This window comes from Virgibacillus sp. JSM 102003, assembly GCF_041949995.1.
Taxonomy (GTDB): domain Bacteria; phylum Bacillota; class Bacilli; order Bacillales; family Amphibacillaceae; genus Lentibacillus.
In genome coordinates this window covers 110,558-137,555 of sequence record NZ_JBHFQH010000002.1, presented here as the reverse complement: position 1 = coordinate 137,555, position 26,998 = coordinate 110,558, and the positions used below count along the sequence as shown (strand labels likewise).

Genomic DNA, 26,998 nt, shown 5'->3' with positions numbered 1-26,998 from the left:
CGTAATACCAATAGAAAGACCATCAAATCAGCGTATAATTTGATGGTCTTTCTTAATAATTACTCTGCAACTTCAGGTCGTGAGTTTTTGATGAAGAATGATAAACCAAAACCTACGATAGATATAACCCCAGCAACAATAAATGACACGTTAACACCATGAATAAGGCCTGGAATACCTTCATCAGGAATAGTATTATTTGTCATAACTGACACAAGCAAGGCTGTTCCAACCGCACCTGCTATTTGTCGCATTGTATTATTCATTGCAGTACCATGTGGTATGACGTCTGTTGGAATCTGATTTAATCCAGCTGTTGTTACTGGCATCATGACCATCGCAACACCAAACATTCGTACAGCATTTACTACAGCCAAGTAGGTAAATGTGGTTTCGGTTGTTAAATTGGTGAACATGAACGTCGTAACTGTTAGGATGAATAATCCTATAATCGCCAGCCATTTAGCACCAAATTTATCAAACAGCCGCCCGGTAATTGGGTTCATTAACCCCATTAACGCAGCTCCCGGCAACAGCATTAGCCCTGACTCAAATGCCGTATAGCCTAACATATCCTGCATAAGTAATGGTAACACTACTGCCGATCCAATCATTGCCATAAACACAATCATTCCAAGCCCCGTTGTTAAGGTGAACATTTTGTGTTTAAATATTCGGAACTCAAGTATTGGCTGTTCCAGTTTGAACTGTCTAAGAATAAATAACGTAACGGCAACAGCCCCGACAGACATAGAGATGATAACCGGGTTACTTGTCCAGCCACCATTCCCAGCCGTACTAAATCCAAATAGTAATCCGCCAAACCCTAATGTTGAGAGGACTATTGATATAATATCTACCTTTGGAAACGTCCGCTTCGTCACATTTTTAAGAATGAAATAAGCAACAATAATATCGATAATAATGATTGGTAAAATTACATAGAACAAGCTTCTCCATGGAAAGTTTTCCACTAGATAACCAGATAGAGTTGGACCTATCGCTGGTGCAAAAGCTATTACTAATCCAAACATCCCCATCGCTGTCCCCCGTTTTTCAACAGGAAAAATCAGAAACAGTATTGTTTGCATGAGTGGCATGATAATTCCCGCACCACTTGCTTGAGCGATTCTGCCAACCATTAATATAGGAAAGCTCGTTGCTACAGCACAAATCACTGTACCTACAGCAAATATCCCCATTGCGGTTAAAAATAACCCTCTTGTCGTATAGCGTTGAATAAGAAAAGCTGTAATTGGTATCATGATGCCATTAACTAACATAAAAATGGACTGCAGCCACTGCGCAGTATTATAGTCCAGTTGCAGGTCCTTCATTATATGTGGCAATGCCGTCGCTAACAGAGTCTGGTTCAGTATGGCAGCAAAAGCTCCTGATATTAAAACTAGCATAAGAGGTACTTTGTTAATTGTCTCCCCTGATTGTGATGGTCCCTGACTTTCTGCCATAATCTTTCTTCCTTCTTTCTTTATTTTAAACTTTGCTGTCCATAAAATTTTTATTTCAAGATCGTTATTTACGAACAACATTATACTCTAACACAACTAATGAAAGACTAAAAGAAATATACATATATATTTTATTTTCCTACTTCTAGCATGGATCAATATAGGTCTATATAATCGTTTTAGATTATTAAAAAGAGGTATATATATTAAATAAGACAAGGAGGGGATAAACGATGAGCAAGATTCACTTGATTCCTTATCAGATTGAAGAAATTCAGGATACAGCGACCGATATTCCAGAAGGCGTTACCATGATTCAAGCACCAGATGCCTGGGAAGAAGCAGAGAAAGGCCACGGAAATGTCGTCGCAATTATCGATACCGGGTGCCAAGTAGATCACCCAGATCTGAAAGGACAAATAATTGATGGAAGGAACTTCACTTCCGATTATAACGGGGATAAAGATAATTACGATGACAACAACGGTCACGGAACACATGTGGCAGGAACAATTGCCGCTTCATCTGCTCAGGATGAAGGAATTTCTGGTGTTGCACCAAATGCCAAACTCTTGATTATAAAAGTTTTAAGTGGAGAAGGAAGCGGAGATTATCAATGGATTATCGATGGGATAAATTATGCCGTAAATTGGGAAGGACCTAGTGGTGAAAAAGTAAGGGTTATATCCATGTCGCTCGGTGGACCGGAGGATGTACCCGAACTTTATAAGTCTGTTAAACAAGCAGTTGATTCCGGCATCCCAGTAATATGCGCCGCTGGGAATGAAGGTGATGGCCGTCCAGCGACTGATGAATTCGCATACCCCGGCGCTTATAACGAAGTAACACAAGTTGGAGCCATTAACTTTGACAGAGAAATTGCACCATTCAGCAATACCAATGATGAAATCGACCTTGTCGCTCCGGGGGTGAAAATTTTATCTACTTATACTGATAGTAAGTATGCCCGGTTATCAGGTACATCCATGGCTACACCACATATATCAGGCGCACTTGCCTTAGTCATCAACATTGCAGAAAAGCAATTTGATCGACGCTTATCCGAAACAGAAATCTATGCCCAGCTGGTTAGACGTACAGTACCTCTAGGCTATCCAAAATCAGCAGAAGGAAACGGACTCATTGCACTAGCAATCCTGGAACAGTTCGAACAGCTTTTCCAAACCTTTAACAGACATTATGGTAGTAACTAGGTGGATCGTGGGCATCAGTCGGGTGGGAATTATGCTTGGTCAGCTATGCTCTATCGCTGTTGATAATAACACTATCTCTCGGAATATTGGGGTAGTGTCGTTTTTTGATGATAGCGGACACTGTGGCTCTTATCTGTGACAATTTGGGTGTAAATCAGGGTTTTGCGGACACCAGTGCTCTTATTAGGGTACATAATCACTTTTATGGGCTGATTTTTAGTAAATAACGTCCACTGTGTCCGGTAAAAACACGAAGGACCTAGTTTTACTGGAAATAAGGTATTCTGTGTCCGCTTAAAATTTATACAAAACATCACCTAAGCTTATATGTTCGAACACGCTTACTACCGCTTGCCACACTTAAAATTTGTGAGTCAACTAGACTATGTAAAATGCGTCTTGTATGACGATCACTTATCTTCAAATGTTCAACAATCTCATGAGGGGTGAAGGGCCTTAGTAACCTTCGTGCATAACGCACAACTTCCGCCTCAAGCCAAGATAATTCAGTTGATACTTCAGTAGAGATGAATTTGCCAATAAAAGCTAGAACAAGCTGTTGGCAGCGTTGGGGTTCGTCCTGAATCGATAAATAAGCAATTGGTAAGAGGGTCCATCCATCGAGGGCTAATAATGAGTGCCGCCAGCATAAATCTTTAAATCGTCTAACATCGAGATCTCTCGCATGAGGGCCATAGCCTTGAATTTCAATGCATCCCTTGGCATCATGTCCTGGTCTGTATGCGAGGTCAAGGTACCGGTAACCATTGTTGAAATCCCGCACTTCCCATTCAGGGTATAAATAATTAAAATTTCCCACAGTCGGAAACCAGACAGAACGAAGAAATTGAACTGTACCGTGACCTAAACCCTTTTTCAAAAGTTCACGTCTCCGATGGTTCTTCTCCTCGGCAATTTGTACTTGAATCCATTCTTCATATTTTTGTTCAAATCCTGGCATCGTCCACTTTCCTTTCCGGTATTATATTTAGTTACTAGACAAAGTGATTTTTTTAAAAACTAGTTTTCGAGGCAAATCTTACAACAGGGGTTTACGTAGAAATTGCGGGTAATATGCCAGCTTAATAGGACTTCTTAATTATACTGTATTTTTAAATTATAGGAAACTATTCTTTTGTTCGCCCCCCTAATCCACCAGCCCACAAACTTATCCTTATGAATTAAACGATTTAAATGGTACATTATTTCTATAAGGAGGTTTCATATAATGTCAAAAGATAAATGGGATAGCAGATTTTCAGAGGAAGGTTATGTATATGGTACAACTGAAAATGAATTCATTCGAGAGATGAGTGAGCAGATTCCGCCCCGATCAAATGTTGGTTGCTTTGCAGAAGGTGAAGGCCGTAATGCTGTTTATTTAGCAAGTCTTGGACATCATGTAACAATGTACGATCAATCAACAGCCGGCATTGAGAAAGCGAAGAAACTGGCAGAACAGCATCATGTATCCATACAAGCTGCTGCTATGGATTTAACAAAAGAAAAAGTAGAACCCAGCCAATACGATGCTGCTATTATGGTATTCGGCCATGTGCCAAAGCCAGATCAGCAATTTTTAATCGAAAATATAATTCAATCCGTTAAAACTGGCGGGCAGATTATGTTTGAAGTGTACTCAGAAAATCAAATTAATTATAAATCCGGTGGTCCTCCTACTGTAGAACATCTGTATAATCCGTCAGATATCCTCAACTGGATCAAACCATACAAGTGCATCCATTTTTATTATGGTGAAGCAACACGTAACGAAGGAAGCCGTCATACCGGATTGGGTCATGTCATTCAGGTCGTTATCCGAAAATAGATAGTTATTGTTTTACATTTATAGTTAATCCATTAACTAATTCTGGGTTTTTCTTTATAGCCTTATTTAATGTTGAATCAATGGCCTTCTTTACTTTATACCGCTCATCATGTAAAAGTATTTTTATTATACTTTCTGATTCACATATATATTTCATACCCTCAGCTGATGAAAAAATTTTTGCTATATTCCACCGTGCATTTTCATCACTTATCTCTATCCATTTATCTAACCTTCTTAAAACTTTTGATGGATAGTACCTTAGCAGACCATCCCCGATTGCAAATTGTCCTAAATTTTTCTTTACATATGTACTACTATCAGTTAACAATAACTCCACAATATCAAGCAGTGGCTCTCCATATTCCTCTTTACGTTTTTTACCTGCATACATCGCAGCTATAGAAGCTGCACGTCTGACATTCTCTGAGTTGTCACGAGTCCAACTTTTTATATCTTCATAGAATAATTCAAAATGATTTGTAAGTATTTCTCCGCAAGCACCAGCAACCCACTCTCTGACTTCCCAATTTTCATCATTAGCAAGTGACCTTAAAACATTTGAAACTTGACGAGGATATTCATCAAAAACAGACGTAAGTAAATGAGCAGCGATTTCCTTTGCGGTAGCATCATCAACTTCAGCAAGTTTAATAGCCATGCCCTTTAATCGTGATTTATCTTGAACAGTAGAAATAACGTATTTTATTGCTTTATTCTTCACAGGTGACCTTGGTGTATTACGCGCCCCAGTTCCAAGCTCTTTTAGAGTTTCAATGGACCCTCTGAAATTATCATCTCCAAGCTGATAAACAAATGATTCTAAAATTTTCTTTGATTCGACCATGTCTAATCCCTCCAAGATGTATCAGAGCAAGTTATTTTTCTAGACTAGTTGCAACTTTATCTCCAGATAAAAATACCTTAGCCATAAAATAAGCATTTGCTGTGAACAGCTGTGTTTTTATCTGATTTGTTGTAATTAGATGTCCCATTTCCTCAAAATCAATCATTTTAGTATCTATCTCTTCGGTATCATCTAAATCTTGCTCGAATTCTTTAATGGCATCCATTATCAGATACGTTTTCACCTTATTGTTTTGCGTAGCAGGATTAACCATAAATTCTCCTAATTTAATAGGTTTCTTCTTTGAAGTGAATCCTGTTTCTTCTTTAATCTCCCTTAGTATTCCTTCTTCGTATGACTCATTTTCCTCTATTTTACCTGCAGGAACCTCCAAATAGAAATCCTCTCCAGCATGTCTGTATTGTTCAACAAGTACAATTTGATTTTCTTTCGTAATAACAATAGCATTAACCCAATCAGCGTATTCATTAACATAATAGTCATCTATCACAATTCCATTTGGCAGCTCACATTTATCTTTTCTCAAATTTCCAAATGGTGACTTAAATAAATACGCTGAATCTAACGTTTTCCACTTTCTCATATGTAATCCTCCATTCATTCTTCAAACGTTTTCCTAAAGCCATAAAAGGCCCGATAGCCTTGCTCTTCATAATAGGTACGAGATGCACTCGAGGCAAGCATCTCTATTCTTGTTTTAGGATATAAGCTATGTACATATTTAAGTAGTCCTTGTCCAACTCCTAACCCGCGATAGTCGGTACTTACCACTAATTCAGAAATAAATAGAGTTATAAATTTATCTGTAATTCCACGAATATACCCGACAAATTCCCCTTCATCCATTACAACAAATGCAATATTCGAATGGTCCCATGCTTGCTTTGTATCATCTTTTTTCTCTACAAGATTTGTCCAGCCTTCATTAATATTTAACCTTTGAATATTTACAAAATCATCTTGTGTGTATTCCCGAACATGAACTGACTTGCCGTTCCTTAATTTTAGTTCCATGTATATCCCCTATTTCATGTTATTTCAGCAGTAATAAACCATTTTCAAAAATTCAAAACTGCTGCCGTTTGTATCCTGCATAAATGTTTCGACATCTTTAAATCCAATTTTCCGATAGACTTTAATCGCTCTTTGGTTAAAAGTTGCTACCGATAATGTTATTTCATCAGGTGAATAGTTTGATTTAGCAAATTCCATCCCAGCCTTGATAAATTCCGACCCACTTCCACTACCGGTTAAGTCTGGCCTCATCCCCAGCCCAATATCTATGGTGTTGTTTCCAATTCTATTAAAACTAAAAAAGCCGACTACCGCACTATCTTTTGTAACAACATATGTAGAATTTTGTTTGTTAGAGTCCAAGAACTCAGCAAGATCCTCCTCATCAGCTTCCATATCATAAAAAGAATATATCCCATCATAGTGCCAGTTATATGCAATATCTTCTGCCTGTTCCTGCGTCATAATTTCAAACGCATAAGTCATAAATATCCCTCCTCGTCTACTAAGCAGCCCTTTGTCTAAACCAATTTATAGAGGAGCACATCATCCGCATATCCCCTCTCATTTATCTTAAATTCCCTAATTTTTCGTCCTTCTTCAGTAAAGCCCATATTTTTATACAATTTTATTGCTTTATAATTTGTTGAAAGAACTCCTAAACTTACCTTTTCAATGAAGGAATTGTTTTCACACCAATCTAATAATTCCTGTAACAACAGTTTACCTATTCCATTACTTCGATACATTTGATTTATCATCATAACTAGTGACCCGGTATGGGATAATCTTTTTCGGTTTTGGGCATAAAAAACGATCCAACCCACAACTTCATAATTTACTTCTGCTACAAATACTGTTTCTCTTTTGTTTTCTATTATGTTCTGTAACCATTGTCTTTGTTCCTCTAAAGTTTTACCAAACTCTTCCTCTACTGTAATTAAATAGTTGCTTTCTGAGATAACATCACGTTCAATAGTTAACATTGCTTCTGCGTCTTCAACTTGACCTTGTCGAATTATAACGTTCATTTCATGATGACACTCCTATTCATTTGTACTTAAACTTTTCTTCGTCGCTATGTTTCTTTTTAAATATTTTGCCAATTATTTTTATAACAATATGCAATTGAATCCCCCTTGATGCAGCTAATCTAACTTTAACATTCTACCATTCTACCATTTTTTTAAAATTCATCCAGTTTTGAAGTTTTATTTTATGGGTATAGATTAGAAAACTTGGCTTATCTCAAATCCTTTATATAGATAAGCCTTAGTTGCACTTATGCAGTAAGAAAGGATTTATACTTTCTTAACTGCCAAATAAGAATTATATTTTCTAATGGGAGGCTTTGGTAATGGCTAACGAAATTTTTGGACCATTTCACTCAAAGGAGGATGCTATTAAGAAGGTGTCGGTATTGGAACTGAAAGGTCTTAAAGCTGAAAATATTACCGTCTTTACAAATAAGGAAAATACAGATGAACTGGAAGAACGTACAGATGTTGACGTGGAAAACAATGCAACAGAAGATGATGAAAAAGGTTCTTTCATAGATAAAATTAAAAAAGTAATGCTTAATTCTCAAGATTCAGGTCTTAATGTACATGAAAAATTAGTTCAGCTCGGTGTATCTGACAAACAAGCAACAAAATATGTGGATGCTATTGAATCTGGCGAAATTTTAGTAATAGCTGATGACAAATTAAAAATGGGAAATGACTCTACCAGTGACACCGTCACATTAGAGGAAGAAGTCATTCATCGTAATTAAGCGAACAGCACCTGATGCTGTTCGCTTAAATTTTTTTATTGCTAAACCTTCTTTTTTACGTATAATGAGTAAAAAAAGGAGCGATCCTACAATGTGCTTAATCAATTTTCAGTTTCACGAGCATCCAAACTATAAATTAATAGTTGCGGCAAATCGGGATGAGTTTTATGGGAGACCAACGGCGCAAGCTCGCTTTTGGGATGATGAACCAAATATTCTGGCTGGACGTGATTTAGTCCAGAAGGGGACATGGCTTGGCATCACAAAACAAGGAAGATTTGCAGCATTAACGAACTACCGTGACCCTGAACAGCCAGCTACTGGTGAGCAATCACGTGGTGACATAGTCAGGAGCTATTTAGCGGAAGATACAGCGCCACATAATTTTCTGGAATCATTAAAAGTAAACAAGCATAATTATGCAGGATTTAATATAATTATTGGAGACACAAAGCAAATTTTATATTACAATAACATACAAGATAAAATTACAGAAATCAGTCCAGGTACACATGGGCTTAGTAATCATTTTTTAAATACACCATGGCCGAAAGTCACGAAAGGAAAAACAAATTTACATAAATATACAATGGGCCAAGAAACAGTCCAAACAGATAAGTTATTTCAGATCATTTCAGATGCTGAAGAAGCACAAGATGAAAACTTACCGGAAACAGGTGTAGGATTAGACCTCGAACGAAAACTCTCACCATTATTCATCAAAACACCTGAATATGGCACCCGCTCCTCCACTGTCTTGCTAGTAGACAATAATGATGAAGTGACCTTTGTTGAACGCACATATGATAAAGGAGATTTTGCAAAAGAAAATCACTATAATTTCCAACTGCAGAAAGGAGAAAATTGATGTTATCAGACCAGCAATTACTAAGAATTCCCGGACCAACTCCAATTCCCCCAAGCGTACAGCGCGCCATGAGCCAGCCAATGATTGGGCATCGGGGTCAGGAAACAAAGGATTTACTCAAAAGCATTAAACCGAAACTGAAACCCATTTTCGGAACCGAACAAGATGTCGCGATTATCACCGGAAGTGGAACAGCGGGTTTGGAAGCAGCAGTTGTTAATACGGTTAGCCCAGGAGACGAAGTGCTAGTCATCGCAACAGGTGCTTTTGGTGAACGTTTCGTCAAAATAACTGATGCCTATCAAATAAAAACGCATCGTTATGATGTTGAATGGGGAGAAGCCGTTACCCCCGATGCTATTAAGGAATACCTTACAAAATACCCTACGATAAAAGCTGTGTTTGCCACGTTTTGCGAGACATCCACAGGAGTACTTAATCCAGTACAGGAACTTGCCCAAGTAGTACATGCACATTCAGATGCATTATTCATTGTAGATGGAGTATCCTGCATTGGCGGTGTTGAATGCAAAATGGATGAATGGGGTATCGACCTATTGGTAACAGGTTCTCAGAAAGCAATGATGCTTCCCGCTGGTCTGACCTTTTTAGCTGCAAGTGAGCGTGCATGGAAAACAATCGAGCAGAATGAACAGTCACGCTTTTACTTAGACCTAAAAAAGTACCGTGAAAACCTGGAAAAAGATTCAACACCATTCACCCCTGCCCTATCACTTTTGTTAGGACTGGAACAGGTATTAACACTTATGAATGAAGAAGGGCTGGAACAAATTCACGAGCGGCACCGCCTAATGATGGAAATGACCAGAGCCGCATTTCGTGCCCTAAATATCCCTCTTTTAACGAGTGATAACGCTGCTTCCCCTACTGTAACAGCGATAAAACCTGCTGATTTTGAAGCGGAGGCACTGCGAAATGTCCTTAAAGAAGAATTCGGTTTAGCTGTTGCAGGTGGCCAGCAGCATATGAAAGGTGAAATCTTTCGGATTGGCCATATGGGCTACTGCTCTCCAGCAGATGTTCTGCAAACAATTAGTGTGGTAGAAATCAGCCTGCGAAAAATAAGTAAAGACATTGAACTAGGTAAAGGAACACAAGCTGCACAAGAAATATACTTAGGTTAGGAGTTTTAACATGTCATTTAATATATTAATTGCAGATCCGCTAAGTGAGGAAGGTTTACAGCCTCTCCGTGAAGCGGAAAATATGAATCTTGTAATCGAAACGAAACTATCGCCAGAAGAATTAGAGAGCAAAATTGGCGATTTCGATGCCTTACTAGTAAGAAGTCAAACACAAGTAACACGCAACATTATCCAGAAAGCTAAGAAACTGAAGATCATCGGTCGTGCTGGTGTCGGAGTTGATAATATCGACCTTGATGCAGCAACCGAGAATGGTATTATCGTTGTCAACGCTCCGAATGGGAATACGAATTCTGCTGCCGAGCATACGATGGCCATGATAATGTCGTTATCCAGAAAAATCCCTCAAGCCTATTATGCACTTAAAAATCATCAATGGGACCGGAAAAAATATGTCGGCGTCGAGCTAAAGAATAAGACACTAGGGATCGTCGGGCTTGGCAGGATCGGTACAGAAGTCGCTTCCAGAGCCAAAGGCCAACGGATGGACGTTATGGCGTACGACCCATTCTTAACTGAAGAGAAAGCAGATAAAATGGGAATTCGCTACGGGTCAATTGAAGATGTTTTAAAAGAAGCGGACTTCATCACGGTACATACACCTTTATTAAAGGAGACAAAGCATCTAATAAATGCTGAAGCGTTCCAGCAAATGAAGACTGGAGTGCAAATTGTCAACTGTGCCCGCGGTGGAATTATTGATGAAGAAGCTTTATATAACGCTATTGTTAATAAAAAAGTTGCCGGTGCCGCACTGGACGTTTTTGAAGAAGAACCGTTCCATGACAATAAGCTCCTAGAGTTACCAGAAGTTTTTGCCACACCACACCTTGGGGCTAGCACAATTGAGGCACAGGAAAATGTTGCTATCGATGTCTGCCAGGACGTTATCGGCTTTTTAACGGGAGATTTAGTCAGAAATCCGGTTAACCTGCCATCCGTCCCAAATGAAATCATGAGCAAAATCGAGCCTTACTTCAACTTAGCAGAAAAACTTGGTTCATTCCTCATTCACTTAACTGACGAGGTGGTTGAAGAAGTAAATATCTATTATGCTGGCGATTTATCTGAAGTAGAAGTTGCACCATTAACGCGAAATACAGTAAAAGGGCTACTGACTCGCCATCTCGGCGACCATGTTAACGACGTGAATGCCCTTTACCTTGCTAAAAGAAAAGGAATTAACATTAACGAAAATAAAACATCCCGGACCAGAGGCTTTACAAATCTGCTGACAGTAGAAGTGAAGACAGCAACAGAAACAAGAAGCGTAGCAGGAACTCTATTAAATGGCCTAGGACCAAGAATCGTCAAAGTTGATAAATACAGTGTCGATGTAACACCAGAGGATCATATTGTTGTCATTTATCACCAGGACCAACCGGGGGTTATCGGCAGGATGGGAAGTATCCTCGCTCAGCATCAAATCAATATTGCAACAATGCAAGTGGATCGAGTGGACATCGGCGGAGAAGCAATTATGATGCTTAAAGTTGACAGACATATGGAACAAGAAGAATTAGACGAGTTAAAATCCCTGGAAGAAATTCATGAAGTTACAGCAATAGATTTATAGGGTTACGATTAGGGTCGCTACCTATCATCCAATTGCACCGTAATTTTACGGTGCTTTTTGTTTGTCAAAACCACCAGACCTTGAATATTCTTCAGATTCCCCGATTCCCGGTAATTAGCGGAATGAGGATCCGCTTGCAGATTGATATGAATCCTCATTCCGCTATTTGTCCCAAACTCCCTAGTTTGAGCTTGGCTACGGATCCTCGTTCCGCTATTTGCCCTTTTCGACGTTATAATTAACTGTTTTATAGCAATTAGCGGAACGAGGATTCATCTAAGCCTCTGCTAAGCCGTTTTTTGGCCATTTAGCGGAATGAGGATTCATGCCGACTAAAAACATGATCGGCTTGCACTAAGAAACCCTCTCCCTACCAATAAGGCTCCTCTTCATTAGATAATTTTATAATGAAAGGATATAAGCCGATCATTATAAAAGCAAAGATAATAGCAAGAATCAACACAGTACCTATTGAAAACTCAAACCAGGCATTTATAGGTAATAAAATTAATGGAATAAGCACAAATACACTACCCCTTATTCTTGATGATGCAGACTCATATTGCTTTTTACCACAGTGCGGGCATTTCAATCTGAACATTGTTTTAATCGTTTGTTTCCAAGTCCACTTTCTACCGCAATTATGGCAAACGGGCATCCATCTCCCCCCAATTATCTTACTGAGCAGCCCCAGCACTACTTTTTCTAAATCTATGTAAACCGTTAGTAAAAGCTTAAAGTATTACCCCAGAAAATTCTCCCTTTAATACCTCTTTTCCATGCTGATTGTTGCATAAAAAGGATGCTCTAATGGATGATCTGTTCTTCTCCTGCTTTTCGTATTTTTCAATTGTAACTTCGCAAATGATTGTATCTCCTGTAAACACAGGTCTTAAGAACTCAAAATTCATATTACGAGCCATTACATTATAGTCTCCACCTACTTTTGTTGGAAGAGTCGCCGTTAATAAACCTTGTACAACAAGCTTTCCTTGTTCATCTGGCATTTTATGATGAGCACCTTCATCACCTGAAATTTCGGAAAATAACTCAACATCCCTTTCCGAAAAAGACCGTTCAAATGTAATGATATCCCCTACTTTTAAAGACAAATTTACCCCTCCTTAATTTTAATGTGTATCCTATATTCAATCACTACAATTCCTATACGCTTGTACAATCTACCTTAGTGAAAATTAACATAAATGTTATTAATGGATCACAATTTTCTGAAATAGTAAACAAAAATAAAAAGAGAATCTCCTTGTTGGGGCATGAGGATCCATTTGCTGTTTAACATGAATCCTCATTCCGCTATTCGTCCCAAACTCCCTAGTTTGAGCTTGGTTCCGGATCCTCGTTCCGCTATTTGCCCTTTTCGACGTTATAATTAACTGTTTTATAGCAATTAGCGGAACGAGGATTCATCTAAGCCTCTGCTAAGCGGTTTTTTGGCCATTTAGCGGAATGAGGATCCGTTTGCCACCACATTACTAGAATAAAGATTATATTTGAGCAATATCAATTACATTCCCTCGTTAATGAAATTCAGGTTTTCGCCCTCTTTAAAACTCCAAATATATCCCTACATATTTTTACTTTGCTGAAGTAGTTTGGATTCTCCTGTCCGTTCCCATTCTTCTACTGTTTCATATGCTGTTTCAGGAGAATATCCTTTCCCTACAAGAACTCCCATCAAAATGAATTCCTGGAGAATATGAGTTGCATTTATTCCCCTGCGTACATCTTCTAACCCTTCCTCCACCAGATATTCTGTATGCTGCACCCATTCATCTGGCGTCTTGCCTGAAATAACTGTATTTCCATTCTCATGCTCTTCTTCAGCTGCCATAGCATCTGCTTTGGTAACATGAACTGTGCCAAATGGATGGTTAGGAGGAGCATATATTGAGTAAAGTTTTAGGGGAACATTACCAGTATTGGTCAGGTTATGCCATGATCCAGCAGGTATTAGTATTGCAGAATCATCATATACATTTCGTTCAAAGGTTAAATTATCTCTGCTGTTACCCATTCTGACAATTCCTTGGCCTTGTTCTACACGTAAAAATTGATCAACGTCAGGATGCATTTCCAAACCGATATCCTCACCGACATTGATACTCATTAACGTAACCTGCAAATGTGTTCCTGTCCATAAAGCAGTACGAAACGTATTGTTTTGTAGTGTTGCTTCATTAATATTAATGACAAAAGGATTCGGGCCATAATCTTGCAACCTGGCACCTTCATCACCTTGATAAGCGTTGAATGATCCAAATCTGTCAGCATGCTCTAACTCATTAGGTAAAGGATGCCTTCCATAATTATACATTGGTACAGTAACATAATAAGGATGTTGATACGGATACATATGTGGATAATAAATTTTTCTCAATCCCTTCACAATTTATAAAATTATCCTATGCATCTGTTAAAATAATGTACTAAGATTCAAGGGTCCTTTTTTAACTATCTTAATTTAATTACATTAAATCAAACTATTACTTAATAGGTTTTGCCCGTATCAAATAAATGATATCAGCCCAATAACGTTCGATCTGATCAACCTGAAGAATGGATCCTTCAATTATTTTATCGATATTTCTATTGCAATGACAACCAGTTATCTTAGTATGTAGTGGGTCGATCATTTTTTGGGTAAAAGAAAGTAATGAATTAGAGCTGAGACCATGTTCCATCAACAATATAACACCATCCTCACGGCACCAACTGTTGAACTTATTTAATGTTGCAATTGGGTCAGGATAACTGCAAAGTGAAAGGGTTGATACGATGCTATCAAAAGAGTTAGGCTCTATTATCAACTCATCAATATCGTCTTGTATAAATTCTGCCTTCATCTGAAAATTCGATGCTGTTCTTTTGGCACTCTTAATCATCTCTGGACTAAAGTCAACTCCTGTTATCTCAACGTTATTCCGATCATAATAAGAAAAGTTCGCTCCAGCTCCAACACCGACCTCTAAGACTTTTCCGTATGCATTTTTTATAAGTTTATTTCTCAGTTCAGCAAACTTTTGATTTGCGCGTTTACTTTCATACATTTTTACCTGTTTATCGTATTTTTTAATTAGCTTCTCTTTTTTCATTTGTTCACTTCCTGAAGAATTGACTTTTCATCCATATATATAAGATAATTTCAATTTTATTCATATTTTGGCGAGGTCCGAATAAATCACTGAAATGCTGACTATACAGAATAAAGCACTTTTCAAAATAACTATTCCACTTATGCTTAATTATCCAGATTGCACTTGAAGCCGTGTCAGTGATACCTGTAAACTATTGGTGCTGCTAAAATCCTCGTATATTGCTTCCTTTTCTTCCATAAGTCACTGCTTTGAATAAAGATAAGTGAAAATGCTTCCCAGAGAAAAACCCATCCACCTACTGTTACGCTTAGTGAAATAATCTCATTTATAACCTTCTCGCTTTCGGAAATTTGCAGATAAAATGATAACGTCGTAAACAAAACAGAAATGATAATATAAAGAAAGACTCTTTTTCTTATGTTGGCAAAATCTCTTTTCGTCGTATACAGGACATAATTAAAATAATTCCGAATACCTTTTTCAATATTTTTTTCCATATCAATATTTCTTTCCTGCTTTTGCATGTTAAATCTCAGTTTTATATTTTTTTGTGATTTGATATCGTTAGAACATTCCTCTAAAAAAGATTTCAAACTCGAATCAAGATCCCTAATGTTATATACAGAGGAATCCCAAGTATTAAAAATATCATCATAATTCTCTAAATTAATTTCAATTATATAGTCACCTGAATGCGGATCAATTGTGTAAAACTGGTCCAAGAACCTATTCGACATAACTGCTTAATCCTCCAGTTTGTACTTCATTATCCCTGATTCACCGTTCCAGCAACGGCAATAGCTCTGTCAAGGTTTCAATCTCATATGTTGGCTTCACTTCATTACATTCTTTGTCATGACGGTTAATCCAGACGGAATCTATGCCAGCTCGCTCGGCACCAAGGATATCTGTACTTAAATTATCCCCAACCATCAATACCTCATCCTTCTGTACAGCAAGAAGCTTAAGCGCATGTTCAAAGATTGCTGGATTTGGTTTCCCTTTTCCAAAAGCCCCAGAGACAACTATCTGCTCAAAATACGTCATGAGTTGTGGCGTGATGTTAAGCTTCGTCTGTTGTAATTCAGGGGACCCATTCGTTAGCAGCAGCAACTGATACTTCCCTTTTAACTGATCAAGTACTGCAAAACTATCCTCATATACAAACGCATTTTTCTTGCGCATCGCAGGAAAAGTTTCTGCCAGCTGATAACCGAAATCTGAATCATCAACTCCTAAATCATGCAGTCCTCTCGTCCAAGCTTCTTTCCGATATTCAGGAACAATTTCTTTCAACTTGCGAAAAGATTCCCCTTCATCCCGAAAATCACCCCATAGTCCTTCAAACGGATTAATGCCAATCATCTTTGTAAAAGCATATGTATCATAGGATGCATACAATTTCCGTGCATTTTCACGCACTTTCGCTTCAAGCTTAACAGGGTCAATATCATATGTTTGCTTTGCCAATTCACAAGTAGCCTTAAATGCCTCTTTTACACTTTTTTTGTCCCAAAGCAAGGTATCATCAAGATCAAATAAGAGTGCTTTAATCATTTCATCAGCGTCCTTTCCGTAAATCCCGTTCATTCCCATAAACAATTTTTTATGCATATAATTAAATGGGTGTATTTTACAAGGAGGGATTATTTTTTATGTATTACGTCAATTATCCAGGTTATTACCCCAATTCCACTTCCTGGCCAGATCGCGAGCAATATCCACCAGTTGACGCCAACCTATTATATCAATCAGCAAATGAAACGAAAAAGCTCATGGATGACGCGAGTATTGTTCTTAATAAACTTGCAGAATCACACGAATTTGATGCAGAACTAATGTATGCAGCACAGGTCGCTGATACTGCAAAGGTTGAGCGATTAATTCACTCTACAGGTATTAAGTCAGAAGTTGATATTCATTACAACCCCGATGGACTACGGCTGATACTTATATCACAGGTTGCAAATACAGATTGTTGTAAACTGCAAATTGCATTACGCTGGCGCTAGATTCGATAAACAACTATGTAGGTTTATAAAACTTATCATAGCGATAAGTCTTAATAGCGCTTATACTTAATCATAACTACCAAAAATAAAAATTATCCCATCTATATTTACCCTTAATTTTACAATCTACAGTCCTTTAATATCATTCACAAGTTCAGGCAATCCACTATGAAATAAATGCCCCTTGTTTTCAATTGCACGTGGAGCTGCTGTTAAAAATTCTTCCGTATATTCCTTAAAATGATCGAATGAAACTACTTCATCGTCGCGACTATGGTAAAAAAACACTTGTGATATTGGAGGAAGCTTTGCAGCAAAATTTTCAGACAGCGCAAATTCTTCACTCTCCCAAAAACCATTTTTACCCCAGTAAGGTGCTGCAACACTATGTAAACTGGATATCTTAAGATGGCAATCTTCTTCAGATAGATATTTTAGTAATACCGATCCACCCAAAGAATGCCCGATCAAAATAACTTCACCTTCTAATGACGCAAACTCTTTGCTAAGCCGCTCCTTCCATCTTGTATATTCCGGGTTTTCCGGATTAGGCATTTCAGGAATTATCAAATTATATTCTGCATTTAGATTATCTTGCAAATACACTATTAAATCAAAGCTTCCTTCGTGCTCCCCTTGTGGTCCAGCACTATGAATGAATAGTATTTGTTTTGTCATTGCACTCCTCCTTATAAAATCCTAGTTAAGATTAAGAGATTGCTAATTCTTTAATACTCGATTCAGAAAATTATTCATTAAGAGAGGGATCGACACTAGGATCGGTGGATCATCAAGTTGTGGTTCACGAAGTGTCACATGTTGATGCGGAACAATTGTGTGTCTCTTAACAATTATCGGTGCCTTTAATCTGGCGCGTAATGTTGAGTACGGGAGCAGTATATCCCTTGCCTGCATTTCCCAGGATACAGATGTAGCCATTAAGTAATACGTGCCAGGTTTGACCCCAGTAAAACAAAAAGTACCCAATGAAGAAAGTAGCGTCCCATATAAAGGAAGCCCTTCTGGAATTGGTTTTGCAAATAAGCCAATTAAAATAACCCCTTCAAAAGGAGCATCCGCATGAACGGTCCCCTCGACCTTTACGTGTGTATTTGAGGTTAATAGTAAGCTGTCAGTCCAATCATTTAGCCTCTTTAACCTGCTTAATCGATAGTCTGCATGAACCGTTGAATTCCGAAATTCAGCAGGTGTTACACCTACCCGTTCCGTAAATCTAGTTGTAAAGGTTCCCAAGCTTTGTTGTCCAACCTCCATTCCTATATCACGAACACTTAAATTCGTACGTAACAGTAAATCTTTTGCCCTTTGCAGACGGAGGGAAGAAACATAATAATGTGGCGGAAGACCTGTTTTTTGCTTAAATATACGGGAAAAATGATACGGGCTATAAGCTACGTATTTAGCCAAATGAGAAAGGGGCAGGGGCTCTTGGATATTTTCACGGATGTACTCAATCACTGCATCAATTTCTACAGCATATTGGTCAGTCATTGTCTCTACACCTCCGTGTTAATTATTCTATTTTCATATAAAAATTCCTTCTCTATTTTCGAAAATATGTATTTAATTACTTCATGATATCTTTCTAAAAGAAAAACAGAAATAGCTGGACAAACCAAATAAATTATAATTTTCTATTGCATTATCCAATCGTTTGTATTAAAGTAAGAAAAATCAAGTAAATAAAAATCACATATATTTCTTATCAAGAGAGACGGAGGGATTGGCCCTGTGATGTCTCAGCAACCCGCCATAACTGGTCCGGTGCTAAATCCAAAAGGTAACACGTTACCTGAAGATGAGAAGATTGTTTGCGCTATTAGGGACCTTCTTCTTATCTGGAGGGTCCCTAATTTTTTTCATGAAAAGGATGATTACTATGTCAGATAAAAGTATCCAAACCAACTTAGCACAACTTGGCAATAATAGTGATAAAACAACAGGTGCAGTTAATCCGCCGATCTATTTATCAACTGCATTCCAGCATGAAGGAATTGGCAAATCCACTGGTTACGACTATACGCGTACGAAAAATCCGACGCGAGCTATCCTGGAAGAAGGGATTGCAAAACTAGAAGCCGGTGATAGCGGCTATGCCTGCAGTTCCGGAATGGCAGCTATTCAGTTAGTTCTTTCCCTCTTCCGTTCCGGTGATGAAATCATTGTTCCTGAGGACATTTATGGTGGTACATACCGTTTACTTCAGCATTACGATGATGTCTATGATATAAAGACAACCTATTCAGAGTTTGAGGATGTTGCCGTGACAGAGAAATTAATTACACCAAAAACGAGAGCATTATTCATTGAAACCCCAACAAACCCGTTAATGCAGGAAATCGATATCACGGCATATGCAGCACTAGCACAGAAACACGACCTGTTACTCATTGTTGACAACACATTCCTAACTCCTTATTTCCAGCAGCCGCTCGAACTAGGCGCTGATATCGTCGTTCATAGTGCTACAAAATTTATTGGCGGACACAATGATGTTCTCGCAGGTCTAGTCGCTGCAAAAGGAGAGGCAATTTGCGAAAAACTTGCAACTATCCATAATGCTTCAGGTGCAGTCCTGTCTCCATTTGATTCATGGCTTATTATTAGAGGCCTCAAAACACTTGCTCTAAGGATGAAGCAGCACGATGAAAATGCACGGAAAATAGTTGATTATTTAGCAAACGAACCAGGAGTTACTGACGTATTGTATCCGGGTAAAGGCGGCATGCTTTCATTCCGCCTCAAGAAAGCAGATTGGGTTGAACCTTTTTTAGAAAACCTTGAATTAATTACTTTTGCAGAAAGCCTTGGCGGGGTTGAAAGTTTCATTACGTATCCTGCGACACAGACCCATGCAGAGATACCGGAAGAAGAACGAACACTCCGTGGAATCGATAACCGGTTATTACGGTTTTCTGTTGGCATTGAACAAGCGGAGGATCTGATTGCCGATTTGAATCAAGTACTCTCATCATTGAAAAAGGAGGAGGCCAAGAAATGAGTAGTAACAAGAATCAATTAGAAACAGAATTAATTCATGCTCCATCAAATTCGGACGTTGAACAGAAAACAGGTGCAGTGAATGTGCCGATTTATCTGTCATCAACCTATCATCAGGAATCCTTTGATGCGTTTGGACCATTTGATTATAGCCGCTCAGGAAATCCGACAAGACAAGCGCTGGAAGAAAAAATAGCGCAATTAGAGGAAGGTGCCCGCGGCTTAGCATTTGCTTCTGGAATGTCTGCCATCTCGTCAGCCTTTATGCTGCTTTCCGCTGGTGACCATGTTCTAGTATCATCGGATGTGTACGGCGGTACTTACCGATTTGTAACCGAAGTACTAACCAAATTTAAAATTGATCACACGTTTGTAGATATGACAAACCTAACTGAGGTTAACGATGCAATTAAACCGAATACAAAAGTAATCTATATCGAAACACCGTCAAACCCATGTTTAAACATTACTGACATTAAGGGTATTGTTAAAATTGCCAAAGCGAATGACTGCCTAACTTTTCTCGACAACACTTTCATGACACCACTTTACCAGAAGCCAATTAACCTTGGTGTTGATATTGTGCTCCATAGTGCAACCAAGTTTTTGTCTGGCCATAGTGATATTATTGCAGGTCTAGCTGTTACAAACACAGAAGAGCTTGGAGATAGATTGGCCTTTATTCAAAATTCCTTCGGCTCCATACTAGGCGCTCAGGATTCCTATTTGTTAATTCAAGGCATCAAAACGTTAGGCTCCCGGCTTAAGCAATCATCTGAATCAGCACTGAAAATAGCTGCCTATTTAACTAATCATCCATTAATTAAGAACGTATTTTATCCAGGATTACCGAATCATCCAGGACATGACCTACACAACAGACAATCTAATGGTTCAGGAGCAGTCCTTTCATTCGAAATAGAAGGTTCAGTTATAGCGAAAACATTTGTCGAACAAATTCGACTGCCAGTATTCGCTGTAAGTCTTGGAGCAGTAGAAACTATTCTGTCGTATCCGGCAACAATGTCTCATGCTGCAATGCCAAAGCAAGAAAGAGAAAAACGAGGGATCACCGATGGATTATTCCGGTATTCAGTCGGACTTGAACATGTCGATGACTTAATCGCAGACCTGGATCATGCATTACAAGCCGCTTCTCAACAAGTAAAGAATCCACATGTAGTCGGATAAAATTTGTGCTGCTCGCTCGAGTTTCCGTGCTGCTCGCTCGAGTTCCAGTGCTGCTCGCTCGAGTTCCAGTACTGCTCGCTCGTGTTTCCGTGCTCCTCGCTCGAGTTTCCGTGCTCCTCGCTCGAGTTTCCGTGCTGCTCGCTCGAGTTCCAGTACTGCTCGCTCGAGTTCCAGTGCTGCTCGCTCGAGTTTCCGTGCTCCTCGCTCGAGTTCCGGTGCTGCTCGCTCGAGTTTCCGTGCTCCTCGCTCGAGTTTCCGTGCTCCTCGCTCGAGTTTCCGTACTCCTCGCTCGAGTTTCCGTACTCCTCGCTCGAGTTCCAGTACTGCTCGCTCGAGTTTCAGTGCTCCTCGCTCGTGTTTCCGTGCTCCTCGCTCGAGTTCCGGTGCTGCTCGCTCGAGTTTCCGTGCTGCTCGCTCGAGTTCCGGTGCTGCTCGCTCGAGTTCCAGTGCTGCTCGCTCGAGTTTCCGTGCTGCTCGCTCGAGTTTCCGTGCTCCTCGCTCGAGTTTCCGTGCTCCTCGCTCGAGTTTCCGTGCTGCTCGCTCGAGTTTCCGTGCTCCTCGCTCGAGTTTCCGTGCTCCTCGCTCGAGTTTCCGTGCTCCTCGCTCGAGTTTCCGTGCTGCTCGCTCGAGTTCCAGTGCTGCTCGCTCGAGTTTCCGTGCTGCTCGCTCGAGTTTCCAGTGCTCCTCGCTCGAGTTCCAGTGCTCCTCGCTCGAGTTCCAGTGCTCCTCGCTCGAGTTCCAGTGCTCCTCGCTCGAGTTTCCGTGCTGCTCGCTCGAGTTTCCGTGCTGCTCGCTCGAGTTTCCGTGCTCCTCGCTCGAGTTCCAGTGCTCCTCGCTCGAGTTCCAGTGCTCCTCGCTCGAGTTTCCGTGCTGCTCGCTCGAGTTTCCATGCTCCTCGCTCGAGTTTCCGTGCTCCTCGCTCGAGTTCCAGTGCTCCTCGCTCGAGTTCCAGTGCTCCTCGCTCGAGTTCCAGTGCTCCTCGCTCGAGTTTCCGTGCTGCTCGCTCATTCTTTACCAAAAAAATTGCGCCTATTTAATAAAAGTCCTCCCCACTAACCTTCGAAACAGCTTTACAAAACTTCGCCCACTTTTTTGGATAATGGTTACTGCCAATCTTAATTTCACAATGTGTATCATATTCGACAGTTAACCGCCAATAGGAACCGTCCAAAACACCATTATGGTTATACTCCTCCGCCCAGTTAACAAAATCACATTTATACAATTCAGTTAGCAGCCATTCAATACTTTCCTCACTTATTGTGGCAATCTGATCAAATTCGTTAAACTCACCGAACATAAGCGCTTTTCGAACTCGCCTGCTCCTAAGGTCAATCCTCAACCTTTGACCAGAACCATAATCCATATACCCACCACTTTGTATATCAATAACCTGAATCCGATTATAAACTTGTCGCCCTCTGTACTTCTTCCATTCATGACCGCAATCCTTGCAATGATATTTTGCATTACCTATAGTAATCGGCTGTAATGGTGCAGGATCCGTATGCTTGTATTCCTGGCTAATGTCATATGTATTTTTCGACTTACATTTCGGACAAACTGGTGAAACAACCCAGTAATTACTCATAGAACTCTCTCCTCAACCTTTACTTACATGTTAAACGCCTGTATACGGATTATTTTTTATGCTTATGGAAAAACTTTTGTGTCAAAAATCCTGCATTAAAAACCGATAGAATCATAGCGAAATAAAAAAGTCGCTTATTAAACAGAGTTATTCCTTCACCACTAAATTCAATAAAAGAAAATGAAGTAATCAGAAAACCTATCGCAACTGCTATTGATATGATAAATTGCCCCTTCAAAGACTTAACCATAGTAACCTCCATATGTACCCCACATATTATAAAAAAACGGCCGACCTTACAGTGGTCGACTAGAAACCTAGTATGATTAAAATGATTAATAAGCTAAAGTTGGGGACACCAATTATTAGTAATTTGGTAACCCATTTGTTTTTGTCCTGTCTGTCTTTTTTGGTCCCGGTATGATAATTAGCTCTGTTTCTGTCACCATCAACAAAAGCTCCTGTTAACAAACCTGATAATACTAAGGGAATAACTGCAGATGCAGCTATAAGTTTAAAAAATAAGTTCCAGTCACCAGTGAAAACGCCGATAACCAGGGCAATAATGGTAAAGATTACACCAATGCCCAGATATTTTAACAACGTAACCCCCTCCCTTTTTGATTCAATCGTGTTCTCCTCTTTCGGACTATTAACTTATAGTAGCTGTTAAAAATACTTAATAACCACCAAGACCAAACTAAAAACTGTGTATAGAAGTGAACCATAAAATACGACACCCACATCTATTTTCATCTCTTCGCTTTCTTGTATTTTCCAGCTTGATTCACTTGCTTCAAAAGTTGCAGCTTTTGATAATGCCCCTCCACTACTATTAAAAAAGTAAATTATAATCGTTATTCCCAGACCAATTAAAAAACTCCACTCACTATATGAAAATGAAATGATTACACTAGCAGCCCATATAATTAATCCAATAACGATTGAAGATAATAATGAAAAGCCAATAACCTTCTTCACATATACCCCCTCCTTCTCTTATTTCCTACGAAGCATAAGGAAAAAGGTTTCAATTAAACAGAATTTTCTTTAAAAGGATGTGTTACTTACCAATACAAAAGACCGTTAATTAATAATAACGGTTTTCCATTTCCTGATTATGAATTACTTATTTCAACCTTATAAACTGCGATTTGACATCCTACTCAGCTATTTTGCCACGATATAAAATCAGAGTAATTGCATTTAATATAATAGTAACGATAACAAGAACTGCTGAGACGAAAGCCACAGCACCTGTTGTGTCCATAAGAGCAGACCAATCCTCAATTTTCACTAGATGATTGGTATAAAAAACCTGAAAACTCAGCGAAATAGCACAAGCACTTATGCTCATCACAGAAAGAACTACCCAATTCCTATGGTCATGATTTTTATATTGCATGAGATTAATAGCTGGAAGTATCCATGCAATTAGCCCAAGCGCGAGGCTGCCAACATTAAGCCAACCAATCATAATTAATCCCCTAGTATTTTCCTTCCTTAACCTGTTTAGGCTTTTCTAAAAGTTTAGTTCCATATGACTCACCTTTTTAGGATTATGAACCTGCAGCCATTTTTCGGATTCACTTATCAGCCAATTTCCCATATCATCTAAAAAAATGATTAACTCATATACATTTCCTACCGGATTGATTGCATATTGTAATGCTTGTTTCATTTCAAATTCCTTCTCTGGATAATACGCAGAAAATATCTTGTATGCTGGGAATAAGTCTCTTGTATATTGATATTCTTTTTCTATTACAAGTGCAAGCCCTGCCCTAACAATGATTTTCATAATCCAGCCGCAACAATCCAAAATATCTTCAAGATCGTCATTACCATCAAGATCTTCTTTTGCTTGTTCAATTTGGTTCTTTAGGTTCATAAGATGTTCGTTACCAAGTGTTTTATCTGCTTTATAATTAGGTAAATGAGCGCTTAAATCATCCCCATATACACATACACTATGGGTCTTAATCATGAAAGGTATGATAGAAAACGTAGTCGTCTCTACTATATCGTCAATGTGATAGAAACTAAATTCAACTCCATTTACACAGCTAAATTTATTGTTTAATTCTTTTTCAACTTTGTCGACCCATCCATTGTCTATTTCTTTAGTGGCTTTATTCGTAATCGCTAGTGTATCTAAGTCTGAAACACCTTTTATACCCAACCCACGAGGAACGGAACCTCTTATATATATACTATGTAAATCCAACCCCAAATGAGTTTGGTAGTATTGTGTCACTTCCTCAATTAGCACTTTAAAATCAGGTTTAATCTTCTTAAAACTTGCATCATTTAATATAAACCCGTTCTCATCGACCGGGCAAAAGCGTCCAATATTTTTTATATTAGTCAACTTATCTCCCCTTCAACTTATCAGTTAACTGCTCCTTAGCATGAATAACATTCATTATACAGTGGAATACACTTGTACATCTTGTCCGCCTGATACAATGTTTTTATCTAATTCCATTCCTAATTTTTTCGCTATTTTTATGGAAGCCACATTATCAGGCTGAATTAGTGAAATAAACCTTTTCTTATCAAGTAGTTTACTTCCATATTCCAAGAGTGCCTTGGCTGATTCGGTTGCATACCCTTTTCCCCAATGTCTACGAGATATCCAGTAACCAATTTCCATTTCCTCATTACCTTCAATCGTTTGTGGTACTAAACCCGCGTGCCCAACTAAAGTCCTATCTTCCTTATCAACTAAAACCAATAATCCGATACCTTCGCCGAATTCATATGTACTGTATATCCAATTCAGAAAATCCTGTCCACTATTTATATCCTTTGTTTCTCCATTGCCTATAAATCTCACTACCTCTGGATCTGACAATAAAGACATAAGAAATTCAAAATCATTATCAGTATATGGACGAAAAAACAGTCTTTCGGAGGTGATTGGCAAATTCAACATTCCTTTCCACTTAAAGAATTGCGCCATTCCTTAATGATAATGGAGTGTAGGACCTATTGCTACACTCCATTTCTGATTAGTTTTGAGCATCAGTTACAATAGTGAATGTTACTCCAAACTTGTCCATTAAATAACCCTGGGCTGGGGTGAAGGAGGTTTCCTCCAAAGGACCGATGACTTTTCCATCCTGTTGCAAGGCTTCAAAAATTTGTTTGGTTTTTTCCACATCATTTGTTGTCAGATAAATAGCTGTTTGATTTCCTATTTGACGAGAAAACCCCGGAGAATCGTAAATAGCAATATCTGTTTCACCAACTTTTAACCTTGCATGTGCCACTAGGTCCAAGATTTTTTCTGGGAATGACATTCCGGGAAACTCAGGAATCTCTCCATATGTTTGAATAGAAAGGACTTTCGCATCCAATACCTTTTGATAGAATTGGATCGCTTCCTTGGCATTTCCATCAAACATCAGATGAGGGATAGCTCGTAATGTCATTAACAGTCAACTCCTTAATTTATTATTTATTCTTTTTTATAATAGCATAATAATATAGATTTGATTTCTTCAGAATTGCTATCTTATTAGGAGATTATCCTTGAATATCTTCGTCACTTTTGTATTCTAAAATGTCTCCAGGCTGACAATCTAAGGCCTTACATATTGCCTCTAACGTTGATAACCTGATTGCCTTTGCCTTTCCATTTTTCAAAATAGAAAGGTTTGCCATTGTTATTCCAACCCTCTCCGAAAGCTCTGTTACACTCATTTTCCTTTTAGCCAACATTACATCAATATTAATTATAATTCCCATGTTATTCACCTCAGACCGTTAAATCATTTTCTGATTTTAGATTAATAGCTGTTTGTAAAAGTCTTTGGAGCACAGCAGCAAAAACTGCAATCACCATTGATGCGAAAATAACGACCATTCCGATTATTATCCCTGGTGCGTCGTCAGCCTTTGTAAGAAGATATAGGAATGGTATCTCTACAATATACAGAACAATAATTGTGATTGCACAGTATTTTATAGTCTTTAAAGCCTTAACAGATAGTTCCGAGAAAGCTTCGTTCCTGTCGATATAGCCTAAAAGTTTTAAAGTATGATACAAAGCAATGAAAAACGGTATCATTGCAGCATACATTCCGATTAATATTGGGTATTGCAGATTTGCCAGCTCAGGAGATTGCCAATATAGTGAATTTGGGTCAAACCTGGATAAGCCAAATATACACACAGCAAGGACTGGAGTTCCTATTAGAAAAACAGCTATTCTTAAAAAGAGTGTTGATCCTCGTTTCATAAAAAGCACCTCATTTAAAATTATTAGTAATTCAATATTAATAC

At 38.7% G+C, this 26,998-nt stretch carries 35 protein-coding genes and 1 riboswitch; of the genes, 9 read left to right on the top strand and 26 right to left on the bottom strand.

Going from position 1 to position 26,998, the window contains the following annotated elements:
* Nucleotides 1-59: 59 nt before the first annotated feature.
* Complete coding sequence (locus ACE1TG_RS03160) at nucleotides 60-1,469, bottom strand: MDR family MFS transporter (protein ID WP_375050906.1); 1,410 nt, start codon at nucleotides 1,467-1,469, stop codon at nucleotides 60-62.
* A 233-nt stretch (nucleotides 1,470-1,702) separates the two neighbouring features.
* On the opposite strand from ACE1TG_RS03160, the gene ACE1TG_RS03155 reads away from it, so the two are divergent.
* The gene (locus tag ACE1TG_RS03155; RefSeq protein WP_375050905.1) at nucleotides 1,703-2,683 is read left to right on the top strand and encodes a S8 family peptidase; all 981 of its coding nucleotides are present in this window, start codon (nucleotides 1,703-1,705) and stop codon (nucleotides 2,681-2,683) included.
* 313 nt (nucleotides 2,684-2,996) lie between these two features.
* Here the strand turns inward: ACE1TG_RS03155 and ACE1TG_RS03150 are convergent, their stop codons facing one another.
* Nucleotides 2,997-3,644 (bottom strand): transcriptional regulator, encoded by a 648-nt coding sequence (locus tag ACE1TG_RS03150; protein WP_375050904.1) that lies wholly within the window; start codon nucleotides 3,642-3,644, stop codon nucleotides 2,997-2,999.
* 267 nt (nucleotides 3,645-3,911) lie between these two features.
* Here ACE1TG_RS03150 and ACE1TG_RS03145 point away from each other — a divergent pair, with 267 nt between their 5' ends.
* Nucleotides 3,912-4,511, top strand: coding sequence for a class I SAM-dependent methyltransferase (locus tag ACE1TG_RS03145; protein ID WP_375050903.1), 600 nt, complete (start codon nucleotides 3,912-3,914; stop codon nucleotides 4,509-4,511).
* Nucleotides 4,512-4,515: 4 nt separating this feature from the next.
* Here the strand turns inward: ACE1TG_RS03145 and ACE1TG_RS03140 are convergent, their stop codons facing one another.
* Genes ACE1TG_RS03140 through ACE1TG_RS03120 form a run of 5 tightly spaced genes read right to left on the bottom strand, consistent with a single transcriptional unit; the run spans nucleotide 4,516 to nucleotide 7,424 of the window.
* Nucleotides 4,516-5,358 (bottom strand): DNA alkylation repair protein, encoded by an 843-nt coding sequence (locus ACE1TG_RS03140; protein WP_375050902.1) that lies wholly within the window; start codon nucleotides 5,356-5,358, stop codon nucleotides 4,516-4,518.
* A gap of 31 nt (nucleotides 5,359-5,389) precedes the next feature.
* A complete protein-coding gene (locus ACE1TG_RS03135; protein WP_375050901.1) occupies nucleotides 5,390-5,962 on the bottom strand; it encodes an NUDIX hydrolase in 573 nt (190 codons plus the stop codon).
* A 14-nt stretch (nucleotides 5,963-5,976) separates the two neighbouring features.
* A complete protein-coding gene (locus ACE1TG_RS03130; RefSeq protein ID WP_375050900.1) occupies nucleotides 5,977-6,393 on the bottom strand; it encodes a GNAT family N-acetyltransferase in 417 nt (138 codons plus the stop codon).
* 24 nt (nucleotides 6,394-6,417) lie between these two features.
* Nucleotides 6,418-6,879: a GNAT family N-acetyltransferase gene (locus tag ACE1TG_RS03125; protein WP_375050899.1), complete on the bottom strand. Its 462-nt coding sequence runs from the start codon at nucleotides 6,877-6,879 to the stop codon at nucleotides 6,418-6,420.
* Between the two features lie 35 nt (nucleotides 6,880-6,914).
* A complete protein-coding gene (locus ACE1TG_RS03120; protein ID WP_375050898.1) occupies nucleotides 6,915-7,424 on the bottom strand; it encodes a GNAT family N-acetyltransferase in 510 nt (169 codons plus the stop codon).
* A gap of 326 nt (nucleotides 7,425-7,750) precedes the next feature.
* On the opposite strand from ACE1TG_RS03120, the gene ACE1TG_RS03115 reads away from it, so the two are divergent.
* The 4 genes from ACE1TG_RS03115 to serA all read left to right on the top strand — a co-directional run bounded on the left by ACE1TG_RS03115 (nucleotide 7,751) and on the right by serA (nucleotide 11,777).
* Nucleotides 7,751-8,167 carry a general stress protein gene (locus ACE1TG_RS03115; RefSeq protein WP_375050897.1) on the top strand — a complete coding sequence of 139 codons (417 nt, stop codon included), beginning with the start codon at nucleotides 7,751-7,753 and terminating at the stop codon, nucleotides 8,165-8,167.
* Nucleotides 8,168-8,258: 91 nt separating this feature from the next.
* A complete protein-coding gene (locus ACE1TG_RS03110; protein WP_375050896.1) occupies nucleotides 8,259-9,035 on the top strand; it encodes an NRDE family protein in 777 nt (258 codons plus the stop codon).
* Nucleotides 9,035-10,180 carry a pyridoxal-phosphate-dependent aminotransferase family protein gene (locus ACE1TG_RS03105; RefSeq protein ID WP_375050895.1) on the top strand — a complete coding sequence of 382 codons (1,146 nt, stop codon included), beginning with the start codon at nucleotides 9,035-9,037 and terminating at the stop codon, nucleotides 10,178-10,180. The genes ACE1TG_RS03110 and ACE1TG_RS03105 overlap by 1 nt, the downstream gene beginning before the upstream one ends.
* A gap of 10 nt (nucleotides 10,181-10,190) precedes the next feature.
* On the top strand, nucleotides 10,191-11,777 hold the full coding sequence (gene serA, locus ACE1TG_RS03100; protein WP_375050894.1) for a phosphoglycerate dehydrogenase: 1,587 nt from the start codon (nucleotides 10,191-10,193) through the stop codon (nucleotides 11,775-11,777).
* Between the two features lie 370 nt (nucleotides 11,778-12,147).
* Here serA and ACE1TG_RS03095 read toward each other — a convergent pair whose 3' ends face one another.
* The 6 genes from ACE1TG_RS03095 to ACE1TG_RS03070 all read right to left on the bottom strand — a co-directional run bounded on the left by ACE1TG_RS03095 (nucleotide 12,148) and on the right by ACE1TG_RS03070 (nucleotide 16,450).
* The gene (locus tag ACE1TG_RS03095) at nucleotides 12,148-12,435 is read right to left on the bottom strand and encodes a TIGR04104 family putative zinc finger protein (protein WP_375050893.1); all 288 of its coding nucleotides are present in this window, start codon (nucleotides 12,433-12,435) and stop codon (nucleotides 12,148-12,150) included.
* Nucleotides 12,436-12,511: 76 nt separating this feature from the next.
* Entirely contained in the window at nucleotides 12,512-12,889 is a 378-nt protein-coding gene (locus tag ACE1TG_RS03090; protein WP_375050892.1) for a hotdog domain-containing protein, read from the bottom strand.
* 473 nt (nucleotides 12,890-13,362) lie between these two features.
* A complete protein-coding gene (locus tag ACE1TG_RS03085) occupies nucleotides 13,363-14,151 on the bottom strand; it encodes a cupin domain-containing protein (protein WP_375050891.1) in 789 nt (262 codons plus the stop codon).
* 130 nt (nucleotides 14,152-14,281) lie between these two features.
* A complete protein-coding gene (locus ACE1TG_RS03080) occupies nucleotides 14,282-14,890 on the bottom strand; it encodes a class I SAM-dependent methyltransferase (RefSeq protein WP_375050890.1) in 609 nt (202 codons plus the stop codon).
* Nucleotides 14,891-15,066: 176 nt separating this feature from the next.
* Nucleotides 15,067-15,630, bottom strand: a complete 564-nt coding sequence (locus tag ACE1TG_RS03075) for a hypothetical protein (protein WP_375050889.1) — start codon at nucleotides 15,628-15,630, stop codon at nucleotides 15,067-15,069.
* A gap of 40 nt (nucleotides 15,631-15,670) precedes the next feature.
* Nucleotides 15,671-16,450 carry an HAD family hydrolase gene (locus ACE1TG_RS03070; protein ID WP_375051087.1) on the bottom strand — a complete coding sequence of 260 codons (780 nt, stop codon included), beginning with the start codon at nucleotides 16,448-16,450 and terminating at the stop codon, nucleotides 15,671-15,673.
* A gap of 98 nt (nucleotides 16,451-16,548) precedes the next feature.
* On the opposite strand from ACE1TG_RS03070, the gene ACE1TG_RS03065 reads away from it, so the two are divergent.
* The gene (locus ACE1TG_RS03065; RefSeq protein WP_375050888.1) at nucleotides 16,549-16,905 is read left to right on the top strand and encodes a YuzC family spore coat inner layer protein; all 357 of its coding nucleotides are present in this window, start codon (nucleotides 16,549-16,551) and stop codon (nucleotides 16,903-16,905) included.
* A gap of 126 nt (nucleotides 16,906-17,031) precedes the next feature.
* Here the strand turns inward: ACE1TG_RS03065 and ACE1TG_RS03060 are convergent, their stop codons facing one another.
* Complete coding sequence (locus ACE1TG_RS03060) at nucleotides 17,032-17,583, bottom strand: alpha/beta hydrolase (protein WP_375050887.1); 552 nt, start codon at nucleotides 17,581-17,583, stop codon at nucleotides 17,032-17,034.
* Nucleotides 17,584-17,625: 42 nt separating this feature from the next.
* Nucleotides 17,626-18,417, bottom strand: coding sequence for a helix-turn-helix domain-containing protein (locus tag ACE1TG_RS03055; RefSeq protein WP_375050886.1), 792 nt, complete (start codon nucleotides 18,415-18,417; stop codon nucleotides 17,626-17,628).
* 208 nt (nucleotides 18,418-18,625) lie between these two features.
* A riboswitch (SAM riboswitch) is annotated at nucleotides 18,626-18,731 on the top strand.
* Nucleotides 18,732-18,805: 74 nt separating this feature from the next.
* Here ACE1TG_RS03055 and ACE1TG_RS03050 point away from each other — a divergent pair.
* Both ACE1TG_RS03050 and metC read left to right on the top strand, forming a co-directional pair.
* Nucleotides 18,806-19,927, top strand: a complete 1,122-nt coding sequence (locus ACE1TG_RS03050) for a methionine biosynthesis PLP-dependent protein (RefSeq protein WP_375050885.1) — start codon at nucleotides 18,806-18,808, stop codon at nucleotides 19,925-19,927.
* Nucleotides 19,924-21,117 (top strand): cystathionine beta-lyase, encoded by a 1,194-nt coding sequence (gene metC, locus ACE1TG_RS03045; protein ID WP_375050884.1) that lies wholly within the window; start codon nucleotides 19,924-19,926, stop codon nucleotides 21,115-21,117. Before ACE1TG_RS03050 ends, metC begins: the two co-directional genes overlap by 4 nt.
* Here metC and ACE1TG_RS03040 read toward each other — a convergent pair.
* From ACE1TG_RS03040 to ACE1TG_RS02990, 11 genes are all read right to left on the bottom strand, one after another.
* Complete coding sequence (locus ACE1TG_RS03040; protein ID WP_375050883.1) at nucleotides 21,070-22,125, bottom strand: coiled-coil domain-containing protein; 1,056 nt, start codon at nucleotides 22,123-22,125, stop codon at nucleotides 21,070-21,072. The two genes, metC and ACE1TG_RS03040, sit on opposite strands and share 48 nt — an antisense overlap.
* 25 nt (nucleotides 22,126-22,150) lie before the next feature.
* Nucleotides 22,151-22,708 (bottom strand): zinc ribbon domain-containing protein, encoded by a 558-nt coding sequence (locus ACE1TG_RS03035; RefSeq protein WP_375050882.1) that lies wholly within the window; start codon nucleotides 22,706-22,708, stop codon nucleotides 22,151-22,153.
* A 49-nt stretch (nucleotides 22,709-22,757) separates the two neighbouring features.
* Entirely contained in the window at nucleotides 22,758-22,958 is a 201-nt protein-coding gene (locus ACE1TG_RS03030; protein ID WP_375050881.1) for a hypothetical protein, read from the bottom strand.
* Between the two features lie 59 nt (nucleotides 22,959-23,017).
* Nucleotides 23,018-23,311, bottom strand: a complete 294-nt coding sequence (locus ACE1TG_RS03025) for a DUF5316 domain-containing protein (RefSeq protein WP_375050880.1) — start codon at nucleotides 23,309-23,311, stop codon at nucleotides 23,018-23,020.
* 66 nt (nucleotides 23,312-23,377) lie between these two features.
* Nucleotides 23,378-23,689 carry a hypothetical protein gene (locus ACE1TG_RS03020; RefSeq protein WP_375050879.1) on the bottom strand — a complete coding sequence of 104 codons (312 nt, stop codon included), beginning with the start codon at nucleotides 23,687-23,689 and terminating at the stop codon, nucleotides 23,378-23,380.
* A 181-nt stretch (nucleotides 23,690-23,870) separates the two neighbouring features.
* A complete protein-coding gene (locus ACE1TG_RS03015) occupies nucleotides 23,871-24,185 on the bottom strand; it encodes a hypothetical protein (RefSeq protein ID WP_375050878.1) in 315 nt (104 codons plus the stop codon).
* A 45-nt stretch (nucleotides 24,186-24,230) separates the two neighbouring features.
* On the bottom strand, nucleotides 24,231-25,079 hold the full coding sequence (locus ACE1TG_RS03010) for a nucleotidyltransferase (protein WP_375050877.1): 849 nt from the start codon (nucleotides 25,077-25,079) through the stop codon (nucleotides 24,231-24,233).
* A gap of 54 nt (nucleotides 25,080-25,133) precedes the next feature.
* Entirely contained in the window at nucleotides 25,134-25,673 is a 540-nt protein-coding gene (locus ACE1TG_RS03005) for a GNAT family N-acetyltransferase (protein ID WP_375050876.1), read from the bottom strand.
* Nucleotides 25,674-25,722: 49 nt separating this feature from the next.
* Nucleotides 25,723-26,145: a VOC family protein gene (locus ACE1TG_RS03000; protein ID WP_375050875.1), complete on the bottom strand. Its 423-nt coding sequence runs from the start codon at nucleotides 26,143-26,145 to the stop codon at nucleotides 25,723-25,725.
* A 94-nt stretch (nucleotides 26,146-26,239) separates the two neighbouring features.
* Nucleotides 26,240-26,461, bottom strand: a complete 222-nt coding sequence (locus tag ACE1TG_RS02995; protein WP_375050874.1) for a helix-turn-helix domain-containing protein — start codon at nucleotides 26,459-26,461, stop codon at nucleotides 26,240-26,242.
* A gap of 10 nt (nucleotides 26,462-26,471) precedes the next feature.
* On the bottom strand, nucleotides 26,472-26,954 hold the full coding sequence (locus ACE1TG_RS02990) for a DUF2975 domain-containing protein (RefSeq protein ID WP_375050873.1): 483 nt from the start codon (nucleotides 26,952-26,954) through the stop codon (nucleotides 26,472-26,474).
* Nucleotides 26,955-26,998 lie beyond the last annotated feature (44 nt).